The sequence below is a fragment of the Aquabacterium sp. genome (assembly GCF_014378415.1).
Lineage (GTDB): Bacteria > Pseudomonadota > Gammaproteobacteria > Burkholderiales > Burkholderiaceae_C > Aquabacterium.
Genome location: NZ_JACMNS010000011.1, coordinates 1 through 25,866, shown reverse-complemented (window position 1 = coordinate 25,866; position 25,866 = coordinate 1). Strand labels below are relative to the sequence as shown.

General features: G+C 65.4%; 27 protein-coding genes and 1 pseudogene. 13 read left to right on the top strand and 15 right to left on the bottom strand.

Annotated features, from left to right (window positions below; genetic code table 11):
* Window positions 1-11: 11 nt before the first annotated feature.
* From H7225_RS01390 to H7225_RS01360, 7 genes are read right to left on the bottom strand one after another with little or no spacing between them, the layout of a single operon-like run.
* Window positions 12-305 carry a DUF493 family protein gene (locus H7225_RS01390; protein ID WP_290658835.1) on the bottom strand — a complete coding sequence of 98 codons (294 nt, stop codon included), beginning with the start codon at window positions 303-305 and terminating at the stop codon, window positions 12-14.
* Window positions 306-335: 30 nt separating this feature from the next.
* Complete coding sequence (locus H7225_RS01385) at window positions 336-1,550, bottom strand: D-alanyl-D-alanine carboxypeptidase family protein (protein WP_290658833.1); 1,215 nt, start codon at window positions 1,548-1,550, stop codon at window positions 336-338.
* 26 nt (window positions 1,551-1,576) lie between these two features.
* Window positions 1,577-2,212, bottom strand: a complete 636-nt coding sequence (locus H7225_RS01380) for an alpha/beta fold hydrolase (RefSeq protein ID WP_290658831.1) — start codon at window positions 2,210-2,212, stop codon at window positions 1,577-1,579.
* Between the two features lie 22 nt (window positions 2,213-2,234).
* Window positions 2,235-2,558 (bottom strand): (2Fe-2S) ferredoxin domain-containing protein, encoded by a 324-nt coding sequence (locus tag H7225_RS01375; protein ID WP_290658882.1) that lies wholly within the window; start codon window positions 2,556-2,558, stop codon window positions 2,235-2,237.
* Window positions 2,559-2,575: 17 nt separating this feature from the next.
* Window positions 2,576-2,854 (bottom strand): hypothetical protein, encoded by a 279-nt coding sequence (locus tag H7225_RS01370; RefSeq protein WP_290658830.1) that lies wholly within the window; start codon window positions 2,852-2,854, stop codon window positions 2,576-2,578.
* 29 nt (window positions 2,855-2,883) lie between these two features.
* Window positions 2,884-4,032: a VanZ family protein gene (locus tag H7225_RS01365; RefSeq protein ID WP_290658828.1), complete on the bottom strand. Its 1,149-nt coding sequence runs from the start codon at window positions 4,030-4,032 to the stop codon at window positions 2,884-2,886.
* A 25-nt stretch (window positions 4,033-4,057) separates the two neighbouring features.
* Window positions 4,058-4,486, bottom strand: coding sequence for a CopD family protein (locus H7225_RS01360; RefSeq protein ID WP_290658826.1), 429 nt, complete (start codon window positions 4,484-4,486; stop codon window positions 4,058-4,060).
* 300 nt (window positions 4,487-4,786) lie between these two features.
* Between H7225_RS01360 and hemB the strand changes: the two genes are divergently transcribed.
* Together hemB and H7225_RS01350 are read left to right on the top strand one after the other, a co-directional pair.
* Window positions 4,787-5,800: a porphobilinogen synthase gene (hemB, locus tag H7225_RS01355; RefSeq protein WP_290658824.1), complete on the top strand. Its 1,014-nt coding sequence runs from the start codon at window positions 4,787-4,789 to the stop codon at window positions 5,798-5,800.
* A gap of 29 nt (window positions 5,801-5,829) precedes the next feature.
* Entirely contained in the window at window positions 5,830-6,942 is a 1,113-nt protein-coding gene (locus H7225_RS01350) for a magnesium transporter CorA family protein (protein ID WP_290658822.1), read from the top strand.
* A 17-nt stretch (window positions 6,943-6,959) separates the two neighbouring features.
* On the opposite strand, the gene H7225_RS01345 is transcribed toward H7225_RS01350, so the two are convergent.
* From H7225_RS01345 to tsaB, 3 genes are read right to left on the bottom strand one after another with little or no spacing between them, the layout of a single operon-like run.
* The gene (locus H7225_RS01345; RefSeq protein WP_290658821.1) at window positions 6,960-7,808 is read right to left on the bottom strand and encodes a uracil-DNA glycosylase; all 849 of its coding nucleotides are present in this window, start codon (window positions 7,806-7,808) and stop codon (window positions 6,960-6,962) included.
* A complete protein-coding gene (locus H7225_RS01340; protein WP_290658819.1) occupies window positions 7,805-8,341 on the bottom strand; it encodes a GNAT family N-acetyltransferase in 537 nt (178 codons plus the stop codon). The genes H7225_RS01345 and H7225_RS01340 overlap by 4 nt, the downstream gene beginning before the upstream one ends.
* 17 nt (window positions 8,342-8,358) lie before the next feature.
* Window positions 8,359-9,132, bottom strand: a complete 774-nt coding sequence (gene tsaB / locus H7225_RS01335; RefSeq protein ID WP_290658818.1) for a tRNA (adenosine(37)-N6)-threonylcarbamoyltransferase complex dimerization subunit type 1 TsaB — start codon at window positions 9,130-9,132, stop codon at window positions 8,359-8,361.
* A 41-nt stretch (window positions 9,133-9,173) separates the two neighbouring features.
* Here tsaB and dacB point away from each other — a divergent pair, with 41 nt between their 5' ends.
* Entirely contained in the window at window positions 9,174-10,730 is a 1,557-nt protein-coding gene (dacB, locus tag H7225_RS01330) for a D-alanyl-D-alanine carboxypeptidase/D-alanyl-D-alanine-endopeptidase (RefSeq protein WP_290658816.1), read from the top strand.
* A complete protein-coding gene (locus tag H7225_RS01325) occupies window positions 10,727-11,032 on the top strand; it encodes a SemiSWEET transporter (protein ID WP_290658814.1) in 306 nt (101 codons plus the stop codon). The genes dacB and H7225_RS01325 overlap by 4 nt, the downstream gene beginning before the upstream one ends.
* Here H7225_RS01325 and H7225_RS01320 read toward each other — a convergent pair.
* From H7225_RS01320 to purE, 4 genes are all read right to left on the bottom strand, one after another.
* A complete protein-coding gene (locus H7225_RS01320; RefSeq protein WP_290658812.1) occupies window positions 11,023-12,444 on the bottom strand; it encodes an SGNH/GDSL hydrolase family protein in 1,422 nt (473 codons plus the stop codon). The two genes, H7225_RS01325 and H7225_RS01320, sit on opposite strands and share 10 nt — an antisense overlap.
* A gap of 79 nt (window positions 12,445-12,523) precedes the next feature.
* Window positions 12,524-13,585, bottom strand: a complete 1,062-nt coding sequence (locus H7225_RS01315; RefSeq protein ID WP_290658810.1) for an L-threonylcarbamoyladenylate synthase — start codon at window positions 13,583-13,585, stop codon at window positions 12,524-12,526.
* A gap of 10 nt (window positions 13,586-13,595) precedes the next feature.
* The gene (locus tag H7225_RS01310; RefSeq protein WP_290658808.1) at window positions 13,596-14,789 is read right to left on the bottom strand and encodes a 5-(carboxyamino)imidazole ribonucleotide synthase; all 1,194 of its coding nucleotides are present in this window, start codon (window positions 14,787-14,789) and stop codon (window positions 13,596-13,598) included.
* A complete protein-coding gene (gene purE, locus H7225_RS01305; RefSeq protein ID WP_290658881.1) occupies window positions 14,786-15,262 on the bottom strand; it encodes a 5-(carboxyamino)imidazole ribonucleotide mutase in 477 nt (158 codons plus the stop codon). Before purE ends, H7225_RS01310 begins: the two co-directional genes overlap by 4 nt.
* Window positions 15,263-15,344: 82 nt before the next feature.
* Between purE and H7225_RS01300 the strand changes: the two genes are divergently transcribed.
* From H7225_RS01300 to H7225_RS01260, 9 genes are all read left to right on the top strand, one after another.
* Window positions 15,345-16,313 carry a tetratricopeptide repeat protein gene (locus tag H7225_RS01300; protein ID WP_290658806.1) on the top strand — a complete coding sequence of 323 codons (969 nt, stop codon included), beginning with the start codon at window positions 15,345-15,347 and terminating at the stop codon, window positions 16,311-16,313.
* 21 nt (window positions 16,314-16,334) lie between these two features.
* A complete protein-coding gene (locus H7225_RS01295; RefSeq protein ID WP_290658804.1) occupies window positions 16,335-17,240 on the top strand; it encodes an alpha/beta hydrolase in 906 nt (301 codons plus the stop codon).
* On the top strand, window positions 17,237-18,085 hold the full coding sequence (locus H7225_RS01290; RefSeq protein ID WP_290658802.1) for a sulfurtransferase: 849 nt from the start codon (window positions 17,237-17,239) through the stop codon (window positions 18,083-18,085). The genes H7225_RS01295 and H7225_RS01290 overlap by 4 nt, the downstream gene beginning before the upstream one ends.
* A 161-nt stretch (window positions 18,086-18,246) precedes the next feature.
* A complete protein-coding gene (locus H7225_RS01285) occupies window positions 18,247-18,729 on the top strand; it encodes a type IV pilin protein (RefSeq protein WP_290658800.1) in 483 nt (160 codons plus the stop codon).
* 6 nt (window positions 18,730-18,735) lie between these two features.
* The gene (locus H7225_RS01280; protein ID WP_290658798.1) at window positions 18,736-19,359 is read left to right on the top strand and encodes a GspH/FimT family pseudopilin; all 624 of its coding nucleotides are present in this window, start codon (window positions 18,736-18,738) and stop codon (window positions 19,357-19,359) included.
* Window positions 19,359-19,799, top strand: coding sequence for a pilus assembly protein PilV (locus tag H7225_RS01275; RefSeq protein WP_290658796.1), 441 nt, complete (start codon window positions 19,359-19,361; stop codon window positions 19,797-19,799). Before H7225_RS01280 ends, H7225_RS01275 begins: the two co-directional genes overlap by 1 nt.
* Before the next feature lie 3 nt (window positions 19,800-19,802).
* Entirely contained in the window at window positions 19,803-20,921 is a 1,119-nt protein-coding gene (locus tag H7225_RS01270; protein WP_290658794.1) for a PilW family protein, read from the top strand.
* Complete coding sequence (locus H7225_RS01265) at window positions 20,918-21,571, top strand: hypothetical protein (protein ID WP_290658793.1); 654 nt, start codon at window positions 20,918-20,920, stop codon at window positions 21,569-21,571. Before H7225_RS01270 ends, H7225_RS01265 begins: the two co-directional genes overlap by 4 nt.
* Before the next feature lie 28 nt (window positions 21,572-21,599).
* Window positions 21,600-25,721 (top strand): PilC/PilY family type IV pilus protein, encoded by a 4,122-nt coding sequence (locus tag H7225_RS01260; protein ID WP_290658792.1) that lies wholly within the window; start codon window positions 21,600-21,602, stop codon window positions 25,719-25,721.
* A 10-nt stretch (window positions 25,722-25,731) separates the two neighbouring features.
* Here the strand turns inward: H7225_RS01260 and glcF are convergent.
* Window positions 25,732-25,866 (bottom strand): annotated as a pseudogene (gene glcF / locus H7225_RS01255) (glycolate oxidase subunit GlcF); the annotation flags it as partial.

The window sequence follows — 25,866 nt, the reverse complement described above, 5'->3', positions numbered from 1 at the left end:
GTGAGTCCCTTTCAGAGCACGTACTTGACCAGGGGATGCCCGGTGAAAGCGCGGTAAATGCCGTCCAGGTGTGCGCGGCTGGTGGCGTTGACCGTGATGGTCAAACCCATGTACTTGCCGCCGCTGCTGGGGCGCAGTTCCAGCGTCTTGGCGTCGAATTCGGGATCGTGCTGAATGGCCAACGCGACCATGGTTTCCAGGAAAGGCGGCTCGTGCAGGCCCATCACCTTGATCGGGAAGGCGCAGGGGTATTTGATCAGCGACTCTTCGGGCGGGATCTCGGGGGGAACAACGGGTTCATTCATGCGGCTACTCCTTGCTCACGGCTTCTTGCTTCACTTGACGCCCAGGCGGATGGCGTCCCACAGGCGACCGAACCAGCCGGCGCTGGGCACGGCGTCCAGGGTTTGCAGGGGCACATCCTGCCAGGGATGGCTGGCCAGGGTGATTTTGAGCGAGCCAACGGTCTGGCCCTGCGCCAAGGGGGCCACCAGGGGATCGTTGCGGGCCACGGTGGCTTTCAGGCCGCCGGCCTGGCCACGCGGCACCACCACCACGACGGGTTGGACGCGCCCCAGGCGCACGGTGGACGACTGGCCTTTCCACACCGGCGCATTGGCCACGGCCTTGTTCGCATCGAACAGCTTGACCATGTCAAACGCGCCGTAGCCCCAGTTCAACAGCTTCTGGCTTTCGTTGGCGCGGGTCTCGGGCGAGGTCGCGCCGATCACCACGCTCAAGAGGCGGCGCGGACCGGCGGGCGTGGCGCGCAAGGCTGTGGCGATCAGGCAATAGCCGGAGGCGTCGGTGTAGCTGGTCTTCAAGCCATCGACCGTGGGGTCGCGCCACAGCAGCAGATTGCGGTTGGGCTGGCGGATGCCGCCGAAGGTGAATTCCCTGCTGGCGTAGTAAGGCAGGGCCTGCGGGAAATCGGTGACCAATCGCAGGGCGATGACGGACAACTCGCGCGCCGTGCTGCGGTGCCCGGGCGCGGTCTGGCCTTCCGGGTTCTTGAACGTGGTGGCCTTCAGGCCAAAGGCCTGGGCTTGCCGGTTCATCATGGACACGAAATTCTCGACCGTGCCGCCCACCGCTTCTGCCAAGGCCACGCTGGCGTCGTTGCCGCTCTGCACGATCATGCCCTTGAGCAGGTCGTCGACCTTGACGCGGCTATTGGCGGCGAGAAAGCTGCGCGACGTGCCCGTGATGCCGACTCGCCAGGCACGCTCGGACACGGGCACTTCTTGCACCAGAGTCAGCTTGCCCGACTGCACGGCCTGGAACGCCAGGTAGGCGGTCATCAGCTTGGTCAGCGAGGCGGGCTCGACCGGCTGGTCGGCGTTGCGCGCGGCCAGGGTTTGCTGGCTGCTCAGGTCTTGCAGGACAAAGGCGCGCGCGGCCAGCTCGGGCGGCAGCGGCATGGTGGCGCTGGGCGCGGCGAAGGGAAACACGGGCGGGGCCACGGGCGCCGCTTGGGACCAGGCCAGGGGCCAGCACAATGCGCCGGTCAGCGCGACCAGCAGGCCGCGTCGGGACAGGGAAAACAGCATGGGATCAGGCAATCAGGTGAGGTCAATCAGGCCGAAGTGCCCGAAGTGCCGCGCAGGTGGCGCAGCACGCGGTCGCGCAGGACGCCGAGCTGGCCATGGAAAAAATGGCCCACGCCCGGCACCACCGTGACCGGCAAGGCCTGGGGCCGCGCCCAATCAAGCACGCTTGCCATCGACACCACATCATCCTGCTCGCCCTGCACCACCAGGGTGTGGGCCGGCACATGCGGCAAGGCGTAGCGGGTGGCCGGGCTGACCAGCACCAGCTCACTGGGCGGCTCGGTCAGCCGCGCGCTGGCACTGGCCGCAATGAACCCACCAAAGGAGAACCCGGCCAGCGCCAGGGGCAAGCTTTGCACGGCCGGGTCGGTGCGGTGGTGGGCCAGCACGGCCAGCAGGTCATCGACCTCGCCCACGCCTTCGTTCCAGGCGCCTTCGGACTGGCCGATGCCCCGGAAGTTGAAGCGCACAGCCCGCCAGCCCGCCAGCACAAAGGCTTTCGACAAGGTGTGCACCACCTTGTTGTCCATGGTGCCACCCATCTGCGGATGCGGGTGGGCGATCACCACCAGGCCGATGGGCGCGGTGGCGGGGTCTTCAAGCACGACCTCGAGCAAGCCGGCCGGGCCGTCAATGGTGGTGGAGTCAGGGCGTCCGATCATGGTTTTGCTTTGGCGCGCGGGTTCAACGGCCCACGTCCGGCGGCAGCACCAGGCGCTCAACGACCTGGCCTTTGACCAGGTGTGATTCGACGATCTCTTCGATGTCGGATTGGTCGACGAAGGTGTACCAGGTGCCTTCGGGGTAGACCACGGCCACCGGGCCGCCAGCGCAGCGGTCCAGGCAACCGGCCTTGTTGACGCGCACCTGGCCCGGGCCGCTCAAGCCGGCGCTTTTCACCAGCTTCTTGCAGTGGTCGAAACCATCCTGGGCCCCGTGGTCGCCGCAGGAGCTTTCACCGCTGATGCGCTGGTTGAGGCAGAAAAAGATGTGGCGTTCGTAGTACATGGCGTTCGATTCAGTGGTCAATCCAGAGGCTCCTCGCTGGGCTCATCCCACGGCGAGGACATCTGGCTCATGCCTTCGTCCAGCTTCGGGCCGGTCCAATCCGAGAACTTGCCGACGTAGGTCGTGGCGGTGGTGTCGTCGGCATAGGCGATCAGCACGATGGCCAGGTCCGCCATGCGTGACACCTGCATGACCTCGCCGGTCTTCGCGTGGTCGGCCAGACAGCTTTCGGGATTGAACACTTTCAACGTGATCCGCTCAAGCTGCTGTCCGAAAATCTTGAGGACCTGGGCCATGCATTGCTCCGAAGGTGGGTGGGTGGATTTTAGGTGGGCGCATCGGCCTGCCGGCTTTCGCGCCCGAAGATGCGGGTGATCAGCCAGGCCATGGCCACGTAGGGCCACAAGATGCCGAACCAGCGCGACAAGCCGTGGAAGCGGATGAAGCGCCCATGCTCCCACGATTCCAGCGCCAGGGCGTAATAGGGGTCGGGCGGCACCTGGTGCACCAGGGCGATGAGCCCGGCCAGCGTCACCACGCCCAGGCTGGCGCAGGTGGTGCGGCTGCGCTCCAGCAACAAGGTGCCCGCCAGCGCACCGACCAGCAAGCCGGTGATGGTGGGCACGCTCATCCAGGTCAGGGCGTGCTCGGGGCCGAAGTTCATGGCGGTGGACAGCGCCGTGGTGCCCACGCCCATCACCACGGCCCCCACCAACAGAAAAACGCGGGTGTTGCGCGGGCGGGCCAGGGCGCAGGCCACGCACATGGGGGCCAGCAGGCCCAGTGCCACGGTGGAGGCCTCGCGCGCGGGCAGCCACAGCGACCCGGGGTCAGCGGAGATGTTGTCGGTCCACAGGCTCAAGGGGTCGGCGGGCAGCACCCACGCCTGCCACGGCGTGTCGCGGGTCAACTCCATCAGGCCGATGAGCAGGTGCGGCAGGAACTGCCCTTCGCCCAGGGGCAGCGGCGGCGGGAACAGCAGGCCCAGCGGCCACATCCAGATCAAGGCCAGGCCAAAACCCGCCTGGGGGATGAACCAGCGCTCGCGCAGCCGGTGCCACACGTCCACCAGGCCCAGGGCGCTCAGGGTGACGGCGGCCAGGGCGCCCCAGGCCATGCCCAGGGTGTTGAGCGCCCAGTCGGAAATCGAGGGCACGCGGTTGGGCACCGTGAACTGGGCCAGCTCCAGCAGGTAGGACAAGGCCGAGCCCGACAGCAAGGCCAGCACCGCCGCCACGAAAGCACCCCGCCCGCTGCGCAGGTGGGCCACCGTCAGGATCAGGCCCAGAGGCAAGTAGCCCAACAGGTTGGCCACCAAATCAGACGGCACCTCGTGGGGCAGCTTGGGCAGCTCCCAGGTGAACACGTGGCGATCCGGCCAATGCCAGCCGGCCAAGGGGAACAAGGTGGCGTAGACGATCAGGGCCACCGCCACCCAGGTAAGCGGCCAGGCGGTGCTGCGGTGCAAAGACATCAGCAGGCCTTCAAGCGAGGGCGGATCAGAAAGGCTTGACCACCACGAGGATGACGATGAGCGTGAAAATGACAACCGCCCCCTCGTTGAACACCCGCAGCCATTGGTGCGTGCGGCGCTTGCTGAGCTGCTCGAACTCACGCAGGATCTTGCGGCAGACGTGGTGGTAGCCAATGGCGCCGACCACCAGCAGCAGCTTGGCGTGCATCCAGCCGTTGCCTGGCCCCTTGCCGATGCCGTAGTACAGCCACAGGAACAGGCCCAGCGCCACGCCCGGGATCATCAAGAGGGACGTGAAGCGGTACAGCTTGCGCGCCATGAGCAACAGGCGCTCGCGCTCGGCGTGGCTGTCGCCCGGCACCATGGCCAGGTTGACGAACAACCGCGGCAGGTAGAACAGGCCGGCAAACCAGCTGGCGACGAAGACGATGTGAAAGGCTTTGATCCAGAGCATGGCCGATTATGGCCAACGCGGGGATCGATTTGAAGACTGATTGCGCGGCGCAACATGGCCGACACAAAAAAAAGAGCCCCGGCATGGCCGGGGCTATGGAAGCCTTAACGCTGTCATCACGGTAAGGCACCTGCTCAGGGAGGAAAAGCAGGGAATGAAGGCCTTGCGGCGTATCATTCAGGATCGATTATAGAGGGCTTGCAGCGTCATGTCTGCAACGCATGTCCGCAAACCGGGGATTGCCACCGATTTTTTTGTTCTCTTTGCATTCCTTCACACTGCTTTCATCATTTGTCCCGCATGTCTTCTTTGCACCGTTTCCCGCAGCACCGCCCTCGCCGCCTTCGCCGTGATGAATTCACGCGGCGACTGGTGCGAGAGCACGCCCTGACTTCAGCCGATTTGATTTACCCCGTCTTCGTGTTGGATCAAGACGACGGTGTGCAAGACATTGCCTCCATGCCCGGCGTGCAACGTTTGAGCCGTGGTGCCCTGTGGGCCCAGGCTGAGCAATGCGTGAAGCTGGGCATCCCGGTGATGGCGCTGTTCCCGGTGATTGACCCGGCACTCAAAACGCCGGATGGCCAAGAGGCCCTGAACCCCGAGGGCCTGGTGCCCCGCACTGTGCGCGAGTTGAAGCGGCGCTTCCCTGAGCTGGGCGTGATGACCGATGTGGCGCTGGACCCGTTCACCACCCATGGCCAGGACGGCCTGCTGGACCCGGATCCCCAGAACAAGGGCTACATCCTGAACGACGAGACCGTGTCCATGCTGACCCGCCAGGCTTTGGTCCAGGCCGAAGCTGGTGTGGACATCGTGGCCCCCAGCGACATGATGGACGGGCGCATCGGCGCCATCCGCCAGGCGCTGGAATCGCAGGGCCTGATCCACACCCGGATCATGTCCTACAGTGCCAAGTACGCCAGCGCCTTTTACGGCCCCTTCCGTGATGCGGTGGGCTCCAAGGCCAACCTGGGCAAAAGCAACAAGAAGGTCTACCAGATGGACCCGGGCAACAGCGACGAGGCCCTGCGCGAGGTGGGCATGGACATCGCCGAGGGCGCCGACATGGTCATGGTCAAACCTGGCATGCCTTACCTGGACATCGTGCGGCGGGTGAAGGACGAGTTCCGCGTGCCCACCTTCGCCTACCAGGTCAGCGGCGAGTACGCCATGATCAAGGCCGCCGCCCAGAACGGCTGGCTGGACCACGATGCCGCCATGATGGAAGCCTTGCTGGCCTTCAAGCGCGCGGGCGCCGATGGCGTGCTGACCTATTTCGCGCTGCAGGCCGCCGAGTTGCTGCGCGACTGAATGAACGAATGAACGCTGGAGTTGTCTGAGTGCGTTTTTTCCTGATCAATGATCGCTTCCAGGAGCTGCCGGATTGGCCGGACACCCCGCCCACCCAAGGCTTTTTGTGGGTGACCACAGCCCGTCGTGAGTTCGAGGTCGGCCTGGACAAAGTCCAAGCGCAGTTGCTGCACCTGGCCGGCGGCAATCTGGTGGACCTGCACGTCATGGACTTGCTGAACTCGCAGTTGCCATCCCAGTACGACTACACCTCCTGGTACGACATGCTGGTGTTCCGCCGCCTGGCCGCCGCACAAGGCACGGAGGGCATGTTCCTGGACGACACGCATGGCACCGCCAGCAGTGCGAGGCAAGCCCTGGCCAGCATCGACACCAGCCCGGTGGGCTTCGTGGTGTTTGACCGCGTTCTACTGACCGTGCACCCGGCCGATTGCTCGGTGCGCGACTTCTTCGAGGCCCGACTCAACCAGATGGTCAGCGCCGACGAGCGCAACGAGAACCGCACCGACGGGCGCGGCTCGGTCAGCCGCCTGCCGCCCAGCTCGGCCGACCTGATGGTGCGCATCGTCAACCACATGGTCGACAGCTACCTGGACCTGCGCCGCCTGCTGACAAAGCAGTCGGCCTATCTGCAGCAAGAACTGCTGAGCGACCGCAAGCAGTTCAACCACTGGCAGTCGCTGCTGGAGGCGCGCAACACCCTGCACTTGCTGGAAGACACGTGCGAGGATCAGCGCAGCGCCGTGCAAGAGTGGATCGACGCGCTGGACGACTGGCCCATGCCGACCGAGCCCACTGCCGCGCGCGAACGCGAGGTGCTGCGCGTGCGTTCGCGCGACGTGCAGGAACACATCGAGCGGGTGCTGGGCCATGTGCGGCGTCTGGAGTCGTCGTCGGAAGGCGCGGTGCAGATGCATTTTTCGTTGCAGGGCAACCGCACCAACGACATCATGCGCACCCTCACGGTGATGACGGCGGTGTTCCTGCCGCTGAACCTGATCACCGGCGTTTTTGGCATGAACTTCGATTTCTTGCCGCTGATCCACACCAAGCTTGGCTTCTGGGTGGCGTGTGGCTTGATGGCGGGGGTGGTGCTCGCCTTGGTGATGCTGTTCAGGCGCAAGCGCTACCTGGCGCAATGACGCATTGAGCGCTCGGGTCAGGTCGGCTGATTGAGTTGCTCGCGCACCCGGCACAGGTCATCCCACACCAGGCCCTTGTCGACCGGGTTGCGCAGCAAGTAAGCGGGGTGGTAGGTGACGATGACCGGTGTGCCCTGCAAATCGTGCAGGCGCCCGCGCAGGCGGCCGATGGGCTCGCTGGTCTTGAGCAATGATTGCGCCGCGAAGCGCCCCATGGCGATGATGATGCGCGGCTTGACCAGCGCGATCTGGCGCATCAGGTAGGGCTCGCACTGCGCGACTTCGGCGGGCAGCGGGTTGCGGTCGCCGGGCGGGCGGCACTTGAGCACGTTGGCGATGAAGACCTGGCTGTTGGCATCCGCGTCGGCGCGGGTCAGGCCGATGGGGCTGAGCATGCGGTCGAGCAACTGGCCGGCGCGGCCCACGAAGGGCTCGCCCTGGCTGTCTTCCTGCTCGTCGGGGGCTTCGCCAATGATCATCACGCTGGCGTGTTGGTGGCCCACACCGAAGACGGTCTGTTTGCGGCTTTCGCACAGGCCGCAGGCGGTGCAGCCGGACACGGCCTGGCGCAGAGTGGGCCAGTCCATCTGGTCGATGCCTTCGGGGCGTTCGCGCAGGATGGCTTGGATGCCCGCCGTGGCGGCGGCCGCAATCGACACCGGGGGCTTGACTTCGGGGCGGGCCGGCCTGGCCAATGGGGGCGTAGGCGTAGGAGTAGGCGCGGGCGCAGGTGCAATTGGGGCCACGTCAGCAACAGCGGCTGCCACCATCGGCACGTCTTCCGCCGGCGCGGAAGGCGGCACCGGCCAGAACGCCGGGATGCCCATTTCGCGCAGCATGGCGCGTTGGCGTTCGGACCAACTCATGGCTGGGCCGCCTTGTTCAAATCCAGGCGCATCACCAGCGCGTCTTCGCGGCCGCCGGGCGCGGGGTAGTAGCCCTTGCGCACGCCGACTTGCACAAAGCCCTGGCGCCGGTACACCCCCAGCGCGCGCTCGTTGGAGGGACGCACCTCCAGCCACAGCAAGGGCACTCCGGCCTGACGGCAAAACGCGTACAAGGTGTCCAGCAGGCCACGCGCCAGGCCAGCCCCATGCAGGGTTTTATCGACCGCGATGTTGAGCAGGTGCATTTCCTCGAATCCATCCATGGCCACACACACGCCGACGATGCGGTCAGTGTCAGGCCCGGTGCGCACCCGCGTCCAATAGCCACTGCGCAGTGAGGATCGGTAGTTGTCTTCGGACCAGGCGTGCGCTGGGTGCGGGCAGGCCAGGCGCTCCATGTCGAGCACGGCGGGGATGTCGGCCTCGGTCATGGCCCGGTCGGCGAAGGCCGACGCCTCGGCCACCTCGGCCAATGCGCTGAAGGGTGACGTTGAGCGTGAGGGCGCGGACATGGGGTGGATTGTCGCGCTCACAGGCGCTTGGCCGCCAGGCGCTCGGCAGTGGTTTGCGCCACTTTGTCGCGCACGTACATGGGCAGGGCCAGGGCGGCGTCGAGCAGCTCATCGCGCGCCCAGGCTTGTCGGGCCAGGGCGGCCAGCGCGGCGCCACGGGGCGCGGCTTGTGGCCAGGTCATCTGCGTTAGTCCGTCGAACGCCGCAGGGTGCGCCAGCAGGGCGTTGCCGGCCACGCGGTGCACGCCGGGGGTCTCGGCCCATCGATCACGGGGCACGCCCAGGGCCCACAGGCTGGGGTCGGTCTGGGCTTGCCAGTGGGCGCCTTGCCAACGGTAAGCCGCCACGTACAACTCACCCATGCGCGCATCCTGGGCCACCCACAGGGTGTCACCCTCAGACCAGGCGGCGGGATCGGACTGGCGGGCGTCTTCGGCCACGGCCATCAGGGTGTCCAGCGAGATGACGGGACAGCCGGCCGCCAGGGCCAGGCCTTGCGCCAGTGAACAGGCGGTGCGCAGGCCGGTGAACGCGCCGGGGCCTCGGCCAAAAGCGATGGCGTCGAGTTGAGACCAGCTCAAGCCCGCGTCGGCCAGCAGCTTTTGCAGGGCCGGCAAGGTGGTGCTGGACGCCTGCGCGCCGCCGCCCACGTGCAGCGCCTGCACTTCATCCCCCAGCACCAGGGCCAGGTGCACCAGCTCGGTCGCGGTGTCCAGCACCAGCAGGCGGGGCTTGGCCAGGGCAGCGCTGGCGGCGGTGGGCAAAGAGGAAATCGAATCAGCAAGCGACATGGCCGGAAGTGTAGCCAACGCCGCCCTTCTATGATGCGGCCATGACGGTCACTTGTTCACATCGCCCCACCGCGCCTTGGCTGGGCGCACTTATTCTGGCACTGCTTTTAGCCCCACAGAGCGCGGTCTGCCAAGCCCAGGCCGCGCCCCAGCCCCCCGCCACGCCGACCGATGAGCCGCGCTGGCCACCGGCCCTCCAGCAGGCCTTGCAAGCCACCGCGGTCCCCGCCTCGGCGGTGTCGCTGCTGGTGATCCCGGTGGATGGGGGGCCGCCCCGACTCAGCACGGGCGCCGACACGGTACGCACCATGGCTTCGGTGATGAAGCTGTTCACCACCGGCGTGGCGCTGCAAACCCTGGGGCCCGCCTTCACCTGGCGCACGCAGGTGGCGCTGGGTGGGCGGCTGCGGCCCAACGGCGTGCTGGAAGGCCCGCTGTTGATGCGCGGCGATGGCGACCCCAGCCTGGTGATCGAGCGGGTGGCGCTGATGATGAGCCGCCTGCGCGCCGCCGGCCTGCGCGATATTCATGGCGACTGGCTGCTGGACCGATCGGCCTTTGCCGCCGTGCCAGAGCACGATGCCGCCGCGTTTGACAAGCAACCGTTGAAAACCCACAACGCCGGCCCCGACGCCCTGCTGGTCGCCCACCAGGCCCTGACCCTGAGGCTGCGGCCCGACGTGGCCAACCCGGGTTGGGCCAGGGTCAGCATGGAGCCCGAGTTGGGCGGCGTGCGCCTGGACGCCAAGGTCCCGCTGGACGACAAGGCGGCCTGCAGCGACTGGCGCGAGTCCATGGCCCTGGAGCTGCGCCCGGATGCGCCGCCCGCACTGGGTTGGACCATCACCCTGAAAGGCCGCTACCCCACGGCCTGTGGCGAGCGCGACTGGCCCGTGCACTGGCCCGGTGGCGTGCATCAGGACCACACCGAGCGCGTGCTGGACATGGCCTGGCGCCGCGCGGGCGGCCTGCTCAAAGGCCAGGTCCAGGCTTCGGGCCCGTGGCCCTTCGAGACGCCCGCCTGGTTCACCTGGGAATCGCCGCCGCTGGCCACCGTGGTGCGCGACATCAACAAGTTCAGCAACAACGTGATGGCCCGGCAGTTGTTCCTGACCCTGGGCCGCGATGCCGCCCCGACCGAACTCAGCCCGCTGGGCCCGGCCACGCTGGACGCCGCCCGCGCCCGGGTGACGAAGCATGTGGTGCAGGCCACCACCGAGTCGTCCACGGGCACATCGCCCTGCGGCAACGGGGTGCTGGTGATGGACAACGGTTCGGGCTTGTCGCGCACGGAGCAGGCCTCGGCCGCGTGCGTGGGGCGCTGGCTGCAGGCGCTGTGGGCCAGCCCGGCCATGCCCGACCTGCTGGCCTCCTTGCCCATGGCGGGTGTGGATGGCACGGCGCGCAGGATGGCGTCGGTGGCGGGCCGAGCCCACCTGAAGACCGGCTCGCTGGACGGCGTGGCCTCGGTGGCCGGCGTGGTGCTGGGTGATTCAGGCCGACGTTACGTGGTCGTGGGCGTGGTCAACGACCCCAAGGCCGACGCTGCCCGGCCCTTGCTGAAGGCGCTGATCGAGTGGACGGTGCACGACCAATGAACGCGCTTCAAACCCTGGTGACTTTTCTGGATCCCACCTGCGTGGAGACGATTGGCTCGGCGGCGGCCATGCTGACCACCGGCGCCTTCATCCCCCAGGCCCTGCTGACGTTTCGCACGCGCGATGTCAGCGGGATCTCGCTGGGGATGTACAGCGCCTTCACGGTGGGCGTGCTGCTGTGGCTGGTCTACGGCCTGGCGTTGGGCTCGTGGCCCATGACCGTGGCCAACACCGTCACCCTCAGCTTGGCGGTGGCCATTTTGGGGATGAAGGTGAGGTTCATGCGCCGGGATCAGAGCTGATCGCGGATGCGGGAGGCGGCCAGGTTGGCCAGGCTGCCATGGCCCAATGGGGCAAGGCGCAGGTCATCGGCCCACAGGTAGTCACGGTAAAAAGCGCGGACTTCGTCGTTGGGCACGGCAGGCGATATGGGGTTCAAAACCCTTGGCGTGAGCACGCGCAAATTGTTGGACCGACAATTGAGCAACAGTGCCTTGGCCCTGAAGTCAGCATTCACAAGCGCACCGAAATCGATGCTGGGAAAGGCAGCCGTCAATGTCTTGCCATTGGGCATCGTGACTGTGGTTGGGTCTGATTGGCAAGCGGCGGCGGAATGGCTGGCGCCGAGTGACGCGATCAGGCTGTAGCCGTCCACTTTCACAATCTTGTGGCCGTTGGTCCCCGTGCTGAAGGTCAGGCCCCCCTTGTCGAGATACCCCTCGTTGAAGGCCTTTGTCAAGTCGTTGGCCAGTGTGGTTTTGCCATCACTCACCGCCTTGGGCGTTTTGCCCATGTCTGGCACCGTCAGGTACACCACGCGGGCGCCCGTGGCCACAATGCTCTTGATGAGCGCCCCCAGGATCGCCCCTTGTTCGCTCATCCGAATCTTGGCGGCTTCTTCGGTCGACGGTGTAGCCACCACCTCGGCGTAGGCCGCCATGATGTCGTTCTGGCCGGCCAGCAGAGTCACCAGGACGCCGTCTCGCAACTCCCCACGGTTGGTGTTGAACTGTTCAACCACGTCGGCCACCTTGGCGCCCCACTTGGCGTAAGAACGGCTGCCACCGCCATCCTGCGGGCAACCACCAGTGGCGCCGCCGAGGTTCAACCCGCCGCCGCCCAGGCCATGGGCCAGGCGCTGCACCCAGTTGCCGTAGTCGTCGGCGAAGTCCGTGGAGCAGTAGTAGGTGTGATCGGTGGTGAGGTAGATGGTCGGAGGCGACGAACCGCCATCGTTGAATGACCCGGTGAAAACCTCATTCACGACGGGAATGATGCTGCTGGCAACGCTGTAGCGGTACACCCCAGGAATGGACGATTGCGGGACAAAGAACGACTTGTCGCTTGGGTAGTCAGCCGCGATCAAGGCGGCACTGGATGCGCAGAAAACATCCGTGGGCAAGCTGGTCTTGCAAAAATTCGGCCTGTCGGCGATCACGTTGATGGTGTACCTCGCCCGGTAAGGCACATCCGCCGTCGAAGTTGGCGCGCCCGGGATGGTCTTGAAATCCACCAACGGCGCCCCGAGCGTCGCGGTGTCATCAAACGCACTGTTCTCATCCCCGAACGCGATGATCTGCTGGGGCTGAAACGGCTTGACCCGCGCACCACCCCCACAGCCCGCCACCAAAGCGGCCGCGCTCAAGCAGGCGGCCACCGCCACGCCCGTGCGGCGTGAGTTCAGGAGTCGGGCGGTATCAGGGATGCGGAACATGGACACTCCAAAAGGATGAGAGGCGGTCAAGCAGGGCCGAAGCTTACTAGAGTCGCGCTGTGCGGGTGTTAAGGGCGTGTTAAGCCGCCGACGCGCGGGCCAGCCGGTCGCGAACGCCGTCCCAGACAGCGTCGACCGGGGGTTTTTCAACCCAGATCAGCTCCACGCCCAGGGCGTCGAGTTCGCGCAGGTCAGAAAACAGGTGGTGCGCGGCGCTGATGGCGTCGGCGGGCATGGCGCGCTGCACCACGCCGGGGCTGGCCGGGCGGTGCGCCCACAGGCTACGCGAGTACACGGCGATGCCCGGTGGCGTGACCGCTTTGTTGGCCAGCGCCTTGGCGGTCAGCTCGGGTTCGATCAGGTCGAGCGCCGACGACAGTTGCAGGTCGCTCATCAGGCGCAGCTTGGCGCGCGGGGCGTAGTGCGCGGCCAGGGTGCCAGAGGCGCGCGGGGCGCCGGCATCGCGGGATTCAGGCGTGGACAGGGCCACGGGCTCGCCAGCGGCAGCTTCGATCTCGTCGCGGGTCAGGCGGCCGGGGCGCAGGATGACTGGGTGGGCGCGCGTGCAGTCGACGATGGTGGACTCGATGCCCACATCGCACAGGCCGCCTTGCAGCACCCAGACTTCGTCCAAGCCGCTGCCTTGGTCCTGGAACTCGTCGATGACGTGTTCGGCGCGCGTGGGGCTGATGCGGCCAAAGCGGTTGGCGCTGGGCGCGGCCACGCCCATCACGCCCAGGCGCGCGGCGGCTTGCAGCAGCTTCAAGGCCACGGGGTGATCGGGGCAGCGCAGGCCGATGGTGTCTTGCCCACCGGCGGAGGCGGCGGCCATGCCGGGGGCGCGCGGCACGATCACCGTCAAGGGGCCGGGCCAAAAGCGGTCCATCAACTGCTGGGCCACCAAAGGCACGGCGGCGGCGAACTGCCAGGCGGCTTCAGCGTTGGCCACGTGCACGATCAGCGGGTGGTTGCTGGGCCGGCCCTTGGCTTCGAAGATGCGGGCCACGGCGGCATCGTCATCGGCGCGGGCGCCCAGGCCGTAGACGGTTTCGGTGGGCAGGGCCAGCAGGCCGCCATCGGCCAGGCGCTGGGCGGCTTGTTCGATGGCATCGGTTTGTGTGTCGGGATCGAGCAGTCGCATGGGTGACAGTTTAGAAAGGCTCGATGCCCAGGACGGCCGCGGCTTTCAAGGCCACTTCGCGCGCAAGGTCGGCGGTGGCGGCAGTCACCGTGAGGTGGCCCATCTTGCGGCCACGGCGTGCGTCGGTTTTGCCATACAGGTGCAGGTGGGTGCCGGGCAGGGCCACCACGGCGGGCCAGTCGGGCTCACGCTGCACGGTGGATGCGATGCCCTCGAACCACAAATCGCCCAGCAGGTTGAGCATGAAGCAAGGGCTGTGCAGTTGCGGCGCCACCAGGGGCAGGCCGGTCATGGCACGCACCTGCATCTCGAATTGCGAGAGGTCGCAGGCGTCAATCGTGTGGTGGCCAGAGTTGTGCGGGCGGGGCGCCATCTCGTTGGCCACCAGGCTGCCATCCTGCAGGATGAAAAACTCCAGGCACAGCACGCCGACGTAGTTCAAGGACGCGGCCAGGGTTTGCGCGGCGTTGACCACTTGGGCGGACAGGGCTTCGCTGACACCGGGGGCGGGCACGGTGGTCACGGCCAGGATGCCGTCGCGGTGCAGGTTGTGCTGAACGGGGAAGTGCACGATCTGGCCGTCGCGGCCCCGGGCCACGATCACGCTGACTTCAAACGCCAAGGGCAGCATTTTCTCAAGCACGCAGGGCACGCGCTTGAGTTCGTCCCAGGCCTGCACCAGCTCGGCCCGGGTCTTGACGCGGACCTGACCCTTGCCGTCGTAGCCCAGGCGGGCGGTTTTGAGGATGCCGGGCAGCAGGTCGTCGGCGATGGCGGCCAGTTGCTCGGGCGTTTCGATCAGGGCGTGGGGCGCGCAGGGCACGCCGCTGGCCACGAAGTGGGCTTTTTCGCGGGCACGGTCTTGGCAGACCCGCACCGCCGAGCCGGTGGGCGCCACGGGCCGCGTTTGCGCCAGGGTGTCCAAAGCCTGGGCGGGCACGTTCTCGAATTCGGTGGTGATGGCCGCGCACAGGCGGGCCATCTCGGCCAAAGCGGCCGCGTCCAGGTAGTCGGCTTTCAGGTGGTGGTGGGACACCAAACCCGCCGGGCTGGCGGGATCGGGGTCGAGCACCGCCGTGGCGTAGCCCATGGACTGGGCGGCGTGCACGAACATCCGGCCCAATTGGCCACCGCCCACCACGCCCAGGGTGGTGGCCCCGCTGCCGCCCAGCGTGGCGCCGGGCAAGATCACATCAGCCGTCATTGGGGATCCAGGGTCAGGTCTTGCGTCATGTTGCGGGCAACTTCGGTCTGGCGGGCGCGGAAAGCATCCAAGGCTTCGCGCAGGCGGGCATCGTTCTGGGCCAGCATGGCCACGGCGAACAAGGCCGCGTTGCCCGCGCCCGCCGTGCCGATGGCAAACGTGGCCACGGGGATGCCTTTGGGCATCTGCACGATGGAATGCAGCGAATCGACGCCCTGGAGGTGCCGCGACGGCACGGGCACGCCCAGCACGGGCACCGTGGTTTTGGCCGCCAGCATGCCCGGCAGGTGGGCCGCACCGCCCGCCCCCGCGATGATGGCCACCAGCCCACGCTGGCGCGCCGCCTCGGCGTAGGCGAACATGTCGTCGGGCATGCGGTGGGCTGAAACCACCTTCGCCTCAAAGGGGACACCGAACTCGGTGAGAATGTCGGCTGCATGGCGCATCACGTCCCAGTCACTGCTGGAACCCATCACCACGCCAATCAAGGGAGTCGCGTTATTCACGGCTCGCTCCTCACTGTAAAACCTGCAATTTTAGGCGCTAGCTGCCACCATGATCGACATCACCCTCGAGAACTTTGAAACCGACTTGTTGGCCGGCTCTGCCCAACAGCCCATCTTGCTGGACATCTGGGCGCCCTGGTGCGGCCCGTGCAAGGCGCTGGGCCCGGTGCTGGAGAAGCTCGAAGTGGACTATGCCGGGCGCTTTCAGTTGGCCAAACTCAATGCCGACGAGCAGCAAGAGATCTCCGGGCAGCTGTCCGAGATGTTCGGCGTGCGCTCCATCCCCTTCTGCGTGATTTTTGTGGGTGGCCAGCCGGTAGACGGCTTCGTGGGCGCCCTGCCCGAGGCCCAGATCCGCGAGTTTCTGGACAAGCATGTGCCCAGCGAAGAGGCCATTGAGGCCGAGATGGAAGTCGCCCAGGCCGAGCAATTGGCCGATTCGGGCGACACCGCATCGGCTGTGGACTTGTTGCAAGACGCCGTGGCCCGCGACCCCGGCAATGACGAAGCGCGCTTCGAGTTGATCAAGTGGCTGCTGGTCGCGGGCAATGCCACCGCCGCGCAGGCCGTGTTCGCGCCCGTGGCCGCGCGCGCCACCGGCTTGTTGGCCGAACCCCGGGTGGCCGCTTTTGGCCGCTACGTCGCAGCGGCCCTCGTGGCACCCGGCACGCGCCCAGCCGCGGCATTGAACGAGGCCATCGCCGCCAACAAGCGCGACTTCGCCGCCCGCTTCGAGCTGGCCCAGCAAAACTTCGCGGCCGGGCACTTCACCCACGCCATGGATGAGTTGATCGAGATCATCATGCGCGACAAGGCCTGGTCGGACGAGCTGGCCCGCAAGACCTACGTGGCCATCTTGGAAGTGATGACCAAGCCCATCCCCAAGGCCTCGGCCAAGCCAGTGGCCGCGCCCGCCGACACCAAGGGCAAGCTGGAGATTGCCGGCAAGCACGAGGTCGCCAGCGCCGACCCCGTCATCGACCAATACCGCCGCAAACTGAGCATGGCGCTGTTCTGACCGCCCTCACGAAAGCACCCCATGGACATCACCAGCCGCCGCATCGCCCTGCCCTCGCCGGGCGCGAACCAGCCCGAGGCCTGGCTGGATTGCCGCATGGCCGGCCCGGACGATGCGCCGCTGCTGGTGTTCCTGCATGGCTTTCCGGAAGCGGCCTTTGCCTGGGACGAACTGCTGGCGCACTTTGGCGAGCACTACCGCTGCGTGGCGCCCAACCTGCGCGGCTACCCAGGCTCGTACTCGCCCCCCGAGGTGAAGGACTACCGCGCGCAGTTGGTTGGGGGCGATGTGCTGGGTTTGATCCAGGCCTTGGGCGCCCCCGCCGCCGCCCTGATCGCGCACGACTGGGGCGGTGCCATTGCCTGGGGCCTGGCCGCCATGGCGCCGCAGATGATGGAGCGCCTGGTGATCTTGAACGCGCCCCACCCGGCCTTGTTCATGCAAGCGCTGCGCCACGACCCCGCGCAACAGGCCGCCAGCGAGTACATGAACCTGCTGCGCCGCCCGGGTGTTGAAGCCTATTTGCAGGCCGATGATTTCGCCAAGATGTGGTCGTTCTTCGAGCGCTTTGGCAGCGCCGACTGGCTCACGCCCGAGCTGCGAGGTCAATACCGCCAGGCCTGGTCGGCAGGCTTGAGTGGCCCGCTGAACTACTACCGCGCCTCACCCCTGCACCCGCCCACGGCGCCCACCGACGCGGTCATGCATTTGACCTTGCCCGAGGCCATGCTGCACGTCAACATCCCCACCACGGTGATCTGGGGCGAGGCCGACCTGGCCCTGCCGCCCAGCCTGCTGGATGGGCTGGAGGCTTATGTGCCCAACCTGCACGTCACCCGTTTGCCAGAAGCCACTCACTGGCTGGTGCATGAAGAGCCTGCCGCCGTGATCCATGCGCTTCAAATCGCCTTGAACCGATCCGCATGAGCCCTCATCAACACACCTTGATCTCGGCCGCCGAGCTGGCCGACTTGTTGAAGCAGGCTGGCGACGAGGTGCTGGTGCTGGATTGCCGCTTCAGCCTGGCCGCGCCAGAGGCTGGCCAGCAAGCTTACGCACAAGGCCATGTGCCCGGCGCCGTCTACGCCAACCTGGACACGGATTTGTCGGGGCCCAAGACCGGGTTGAACGGCCGACACCCTTTGCCCACGCCCGAAGCCTTCCTGGCCACCCTGCGCCGCTGGGGCCTGCAAGCCCACACCGAAGTCATCGCCTACGACGACGCTGGCGGGATGTTTGCCGCGCGGGCCTGGTGGATGTTGCGCTGGATGGGGCACCCGTTGGTGCGGGTGTTGGATGGCGGTTGGGCGGCGTGGCAAGGGCACGGCGGCCAGGTCATCAGCACGGAGGCCAAGTTGCGCGCACCGTCGCACATCCAGCTGAGCCCTCACGACGAGCACTTGAGCCGCATCGACTTTGTGCAAACCAACCTGGGCAACCGCAGCGTGATGCAATTGATCGATGCCCGAGCGCCCGATCGGTTTCGCGGCGAGAACGAAACGCTCGACCCGGTGGGTGGCCACATCCCGGGGGCCATCAACCGCTTCTTTCAGTTGAACCTGGCGGCCGATGGGCGCTTCAAGCCCGCGCAGGTGTTGCGCGATGAGTTCACGGCGCTACTGGGCTCGCGGCCGGTTGGCACGGTGGTGCATCAATGTGGCTCGGGCGTGACGGCTTGTCACAACCTGCTGGCGATGGCGCACGCGGGGCTGGAAGGATCGCGCTTGTACGCGGGGTCGTGGAGTGAATGGTGTGCGGACCAGGATCTTTGACCGCCAGATTTTGTCGGTGTTAACAATCAACGCCGTCAGGCAACACAAACCTGTGAATTAGGGCCAGATTGGGACTGCTTTTCCACCACTGGGAAAAGCCGCGCATTCCTAAAATGAAGCAAGGGGCCTTGACAGGGCTCCATTTCATCAAAGGATGCCCCATGGCACTCAACACCGACCACCTGCGTCGCCGCGACCTGAACGGGTTCACACTGATCGAGTTGATGATCGTGGTGGCCATCATCGGCATCCTGTCGGCCGTGGCCTACCCGGCATACACCAACTACATCCGGCGCGGCCAGTTGGTCGAAGCCTTCACCACCTTGTCGGATCTTCGGATCAAGATGGAGCAGTTCTACCAGGACAACCGAAGCTACGGCACCTCGGCCTGCGGATCCAATGGCACGCCCGCCAGCTGGGCGGCCCCGATCAGCTCGTCCGCGCTCAAGTACTTCAGCATTATTTGCTCGACATCCAACACTGCTCAGAACTACACCCTGACTGCCACAGGGAGTTCTGCTCTGGCGTCTGGTTACACCTACACAATCAATGACGCTGGCACCAAGGCCACTACCCAATATGCCAATGCGACGGTCGCCCTGAGCAACTGCTGGGCCGTCAAGTCCACCACCGACTGCAATTGAGAAGACATGCGCCAACGCGGCTTTTCAATGATCGAGATGGCGGTGACGATGGGCGTGCTCGGCCTGTTGTTGGCTGCGGTGATGCCCAGCGGCGCATCCTGGATCCGCAACATGCGCCTGCGCTCCACCGCCGAGTCCATGCAGAACGGGCTGCAGCGGGCCCGCATGGAGGCGATTCGCCGCAACACCTCCGTGTCATTCTGGATGGTGTCCACCCCCTCGTCTGGCGCACTGGACAGCACCTGTGCCTTGTCGTCCACGGGCGCTTCATGGGTCGTCAGCCAGGATTCGCCCGCAGGCGCGTGTGCAGCCGACCCGTCCAAGACGACGACACCCCGCATCGTGATTTCGCGCTCTTCGGCCGAAGGCAACGCGCAGTCCTTGTCCGTGGTCGCCCGACAGATCGACCAGAACACCGCCGCCCAGGCCGTGACCTTCAATGGTTTGGGGCGGGTGCTCACCACCGCGGCCGATGGCAGCGTTCCGATTGGCGTGATCAACTTCGTGGTGGCGGCCTCGGACACTGACAGCCGCGCACTGCGCATCGTGGTGTCCTCTGCGGGCATGATCGCGCTGTGCGATCCGGCCTTGGCCGCGACCGCAGTAGGCGCCTGCCCGACACCGTCTTGATGGAACATCACAAGATGAAGCGCATCGCGTCTCCCAGCAGCCCCCCCCATGGCTCGCGGGGCTTCATGCTGATTGAAGTACTGGTCAGCATCTTGATCTTCAGCCTGGGCGTCCTGGGCCTGGTCAAACTGCAAACGTCCATGACCCGGGCCAACACCTCGGCCAAAGGCCGCGCCGATGCGGTCTACCTCACCAGCGAAATCATTGGCGTGATGCGGACCGACACCGCGCACGTCCTCAACTACAACGGCAGCAGTTGCGCTTCGTATGGCCTGTGCAAGGACTGGCAAAACAAGGTGGCGGCCACGCTGCCGACCGCGACACCCGTGATCGCGGCCAGCGCCACCTCGGTCAGCGTCACCATCACCTGGACACTGCCCAACGAGGACGCACACACGTTCACGACCACCACGGTGGTCAAGTCCGCCGCCGCCCTCTGAGCCATGCCCTCCACCATGTCCGTGCCCGCCCCGACACCCCGCCGACGCCTCGCTGGCTTCACCCTGATCGAATTGATGGTGGGCCTGGCCCTGGGCCTGCTCACCACACTCATCATTGCCCAGGTCATGGTGAACTATGAGTCGCAAAAGCGCACGACCACGAACGGCGGCGATGCCCAGACCAATGGGGCATTGGCCATCTATGCCCTGCAACAGGACATTCAGAAAGCGGGCTACGGACTGATCAACGACCCAACGGTCATCGGCTGCGCCATCACCGGCAGCTTCAACGGCACCGCGCTCGTGCCCACCATCACCGCGTCATTGACCCTGGCACCGGTGGTCATCACCACAGGTGCCACCACAGACCGCGTCAGGGTCATGTCCAGCGACAAGGCCAACTACTCGGTGCCGACCAAGCTGACCTCGGCCCACACGCAGACAGACACCAGCTTCATCGTTCAATCTTCGAATGGTGCGAGCGACACGGATCTGATGATCGCGGTGCCCGACACCCTGGCCACGGGTTGCTCCATTTTCTCCGTCAAATCCGATGCCTCCACGACGGTGACGTCAACCACCATCCCGCACGTGGCGGACTCAGGCTGGAACCAGGCCAATACCTTCCCGGCCGGCGGGTTCAGTTCAGGCAGTCAACTCATCAACTTGGGCAAGACGCTTTACCGCGACTACGCCATCGGAACGGATGGGCTGACCCTGACCGAGGTCAATGCCACCACGGGCCTCGGCGGTGGCAATCCGGTCACCCGCACCTTGTTTCCGCAGGTCGTGGTCATGAAAGCTTTGTACGGCAAAGGCAAGGCCGTGCCCGGCGTGATCGACACCTACGATGCCGTGCCCCCGGCCAACAACGCCGAATGGCAGCAAGTCCTGGGCATACGCCTGGTCCTGGTGGTGCGCAGTGGCCTGTACGAGAAAGACAACGTGACCACCACCGCGCCAGTGTGGCGAGTGGGCGCCACCATCGCGGTCACCGGCGCCACCACCTGCGGCTCGGACCAATGCCTGACACTCACCATGCCCGGCGCCGACTGGCAGCACTACCGCTACAAGGTGTTTGACACCGTCATCCCCTTGCGCAACATGCTGTGGAACTCATGAGAACCACCGCACACGCCTCCAGAGGCTCGGCACTGATGTTTGCACTGATCGCGCTGACGGCACTGTCATTGGCCGCACTGGCGCTGGTGCGCTCATCTGAAACCGCGACCTTGATCCTGGGCAACCTTGGTTTCCGGCAAGAGGCCACCGCTGTGGCGGAACAAGCCACCGAAGCGGCCATCACCTACATCAGGAACGCGACCTCAGCGGACGCCAATGACTCGTCGGGCACCGCCCCAAATGGCTACTACGCCTCCAGCCACGACCAAAACCCCGAGATCGTCGACGTGACCGGCCAGCAGTACTCAACGCCGGCCAACCGAACCATGGTGGACTGGGAGGGCAACAACTGCGCCAGCGGCAGCGGGCTTTGCCTGCTGCCAGCCACCCTGACCACCGGCTTTGCCGGGATCGAGCAAAAATACATCATCCTGCGCCTGTGCCCCGTCGTGGGGGCCGCCAACACGGGGGGCAATATGTGCAGCCGCCCGCCCACGGCCACGGGCGGGGACACCAACACCAAGGGCAACCTCGGCTACGGCAAAGGCGGGCGCCTGTCCCTCACCTCTGGCGCGTACTACCGCATCGTTGTGCGGGTCAAAAGTTCGCGCGACACGACCAGCTTCACTGAAACCATCGTGCACCAGTGATCCGCGCATGAACCGAAAAGGAAGCGCCATGTCTTGCTCGAAAATATCGACCCCGGGTCGCCATGGACTGATCGCAGTGTGGAGCACAGCCTGCCTGCTGATGGCCAGCCCCAACGCCTGGTCCGCGCTCACCGACATTTCCAACACACCGCTGATCAACACCTCAACCGCGTCCAAACCCAACATCATGCTCATCCTGGACGACTCCGGGAGCATGGCCAGAGACTACATGCCCGATGCTGCGGGTGGCGTGGGCGACATCGGCCTGAAGGCCTACCAATGCAACGGCGTGGCCTACAACCCATCGTCCACCTACGCAGCCCCGGTCAAGGCCGATGGAAGCTACTACAGCAACATGAGCCTGACGGCGGCCGCCGATGACGGCTACAACCTGACGGTCACGTCCACATCCTCGAGCTCGTCGTCCATGGCGATTGGCACGGGATCAAAGACATTCACCACGGGGTCGGTCACCTCTTATGCCGTGGGCGACACGCTGTTGATCTCCAATGGGTCCAACACGATGTCGGGCACCGTCACAAACGCCACGACCAACTACACCCTTTTTATCTTTCCGGTCAGCCAGACCATCACCGTCAACGTCACGTCTGTCACGGGATCAGGCACGTTTTCCTCATGGACGATCGGCAAGCCGTCCACCGTGAACCTCGCCTCCGACGCCACCAAGAACTACTACTACAAGTACACCGGATCGGTCCCAGCCCTGTCCTGGACCTACGATTCGGCCACCAGCAGCGTCTTGACCAACACCACCTTCTACTCCGAATGCCTGACCGGAAAGAATGGGCTCACCACCGTCCTGACCAAAACCACGCTCACCACCGGGTCGAGTGACGCGCAGAACTACGCCAACTGGTACTCGTATTACCGCACCCGCATCAACATGATGCGCTCGGCCACGGGGCTGGCATTCCAGTCATTGACCTCGAACTACCGCGTTGGCTTCACCACCATCAGCGACAACTCCGTTACCCCATCGGGCACCTTTGTGGATGTCGATGACTTCGGCTCAACGCAGAAAACCAAGTTCTACAGCGACCTCTATTCCGCCGCCCCGATTTCAAGCACCCCACTGCGCAGGTCTTTGTCCAAGGTGGGCCGCTATTTCGCCAAGAAAGCCTCGGGGCAAACCTATGACCCGATGCAAAACAGCTGCCAACGCAACTACGCCATCCTGACCACCGACGGCTACTGGAACGACACCGATGCCGACGCCACCAAGCTGGATGGGACCACCCAGGTCGGCCAGCAAGACGGGTTCGACGTTCGCCCCATGTACGACGGTTCCAAAAACATCGTCACGGACAAGACCACCACCAGCTATGTGCAACGACAAAAGGTGGAAACGGTCAAGACATCGCTCTACTCTTTGGGCACGAAATCCGTGGTGATCTCATCCTCGTGCCCCTTCTTCCTGCAGCCCAACCAGACGGACAGCTCGGGCACGGGCACGGAAACGCTGGTTCAAACACAAACCGTGGTGAACGACGTGACTTACTCGGTGGTGCGCACCGTGGTCACGACCAACGGCAGCGTGACAAATGACACCAGCAGCACATCGTCCAGCACCAGCCAGGTGTCCAACAACACGGCCACCAACAGCGACACCATCAACTGGAGCCCTACCGCCAGCAGCGGCACCCCTTACTGCAACATTTTTCCGCCCGCCGTGGGCACCACGTACATCAAAGGCACGCCGAGCGCCACCAGCGCACCCGCGGTCGTGACCATCGTCAGCACCTCCGTGCCCGCCTCATCCACGAACACCACCACCCAGACCTCCGGAGGCGCCACCAACACCCTGGCCGACGTGGCGCAGTACTACTACAAGACGGATCTGCGCGACAGCAGCCTGAGCAACTGCACGGGCAATGGCGGCGCCGATGTCTGCACCAATCAGGTTCCAAGCTCAGGCCGTGACACCATCAGCACCCAGCACATGACCACCTTCACCGTGGGTCTGGGGGTCAGCGGCCTGGTCACCTACGACAAGAACTACCTGACCCAGACCTCTGGCGATTTCTACAACATCGCCAACGGCGTGGGTGCGCGGCCAGACTGGCCTGCCCCCACCGCCGACGGCGTCACGGCGGTGGACGACCTCTGGCATGCCGCGGTGAATGGGCGTGGGCAGTTCTTCTCGGCCGGCGACCCCGCCACCTTGATCGCCGCCCTCAGTGGCGTGCTCAACGGGGTCAACCAGGCGCTGGGCACCGGGGGCGCGGCGAGCAGCAGCTCCCTCATCCCGGCGTCAGGCAGCGACCAGGTGTTCCAGACCAGCTACAAGTCGATGGCCTGGACGGGTGAGCTGCAATCCAACATCACCAACATCAACAGCTTCACGGGCGATATCACGTATACCAGCAGCTGGAGTGTCCAGACGCAGCTGAACAGCGTGCTCCCGACCAGCCGCAACATCTACTACATGAAGACGACGGGCAGCGGCGCGAGTGCCACCCGCACATTGCGGGGCTTCAACTACACCAACCTGTCGGCAGATGGCCAAGCGGGATCCTTTGACAACTTCTGCACCCAGGCCGGCGGAGTCCCCAGCCAGTGCGCCAGCTTGAGCACCGCGCAAAAGGCCATCGCCAACGCGGGCACCAACGTGGTCAACTGGCTGAGGGGCGACCGCACCTACGAGCAGACCAACACGAGCAATCCACTGTTCCGGACCCGGGAGCACATTCTGGGCGACATCATTGGCTCATCGCCCATCTACATCGGCTCCCCCGGCTTCAGCTATGGCGATGCCGGCTATGCCACGTATGTGAAGAACAACGCCACTCGCTCGGGCATGGTGTACGTCGGGGGCAACGACGGCATGCTGCACGCCTTCTCGGCCGACATCGCCTCGGGCGGCACCGGCGGCAAGGAGATGTGGGCTTATGTGCCCACCATGGTGATGCCCAACATGTACAAATTGGCCAGCTCCGGCTACCCGAACAACCACATCTTCATGGTCGATGCCACGCCGGTGGCGGGCGATGTCAAGTCATCAGCCGGGGTTTGGAAAAGCATCGTGGTGTCAGGACTGGGCGTCGGAGGCAAAGGCTACTTCGCACTGGATGTGAGCAACCCCACCAGCCCCTTGCCCCTGTGGGAGTTCACCGATACGGACCTGGGCTTGACCGTGGGCAACCCCGTCATCACCAAGCGGGCCGATGGCACCTGGGTGGTGATCTTCAGTTCGGGCTACAACAACACCGGCGTGGGCTACCTGTACGTGGTGGACGCGAACACGGGCGTGCAGCTCCTCAAGATCGCGACCAAGGACACCAGCGGCGTCAACGTCGGCACTGCGGCCACCCCCAGCGGCCTGGGCAAGATCAACGCGTGGATCGACGACCTCACCGACAACACCGCCAAGCGTGTTTATGGTGGCGACATGCTGGGCAATGTCTGGCGCTTTGACCTGGACAATGTGGTCCTGCCCAACCAGGCATCCTTGCAGCTGGCCAAACTCAAGATCGCTTCGGTCACCGCGCAACCCATCACCACACAGATGGAGCTGGCATCGGTCACGTACAACGGGATCAAGTACCCGGTGGTGTTCCTGGGCACCGGGCGCTACCTGGGCGCCACCGACCTCACCGACACCACCATGCAGACCATTTATGCCATCAAGGACCCCCTGACCAACACCAGCTGGGGCGACATCCGGACCGATGCGCGATTGGTGGCCCAGGCCTTCACCACCACCGGATCAGGCACATCCCAGGTGCGGACAACCAGCACCAATGCCGTGAACTGGACCACCGGGATTGGCTGGCGGCTGGACTTGCCAACCTCGGGCGAGCGGGTGGCGTTCGACCCCGTCCTGCAGTACGGCATCCTGGGCGTTCTTTCGGCCATCCCGGGTGCCAGTACCTGTGTGGCGTCGGGCAGCTCCTGGCGTTATTTCATCGACATCGCCACGGGCTCAGCGCTGTCCAATGCGACGGGTGGCGTGGCCGGCACCTACCTGGGCAACACCATCGCCGTGGGACTGGCCTGGGTTCAGACCAGCCAGGGACCCCGCACCATCACGACCTACAGCGACGGCAAGCAAACCATTGACACACCGCCGCCACCGCCGCCGAAGCCAGGGAGCCTGCAACGCACGGCGTGGCGCGAGTTGTTGAACTGAAGCGGGCAGCTCAGCCGCTCAGGGCTTCGTCCAGCAACTCCACCCAGTGCTTGACCGGCGTGGCGGTGCCGCCCTGCAGGTGCGAGATGCACCCAATGTTGGCACTGGCAATCACCTGGGCGCCGGCAGCTTCCAGCGCCTGCAC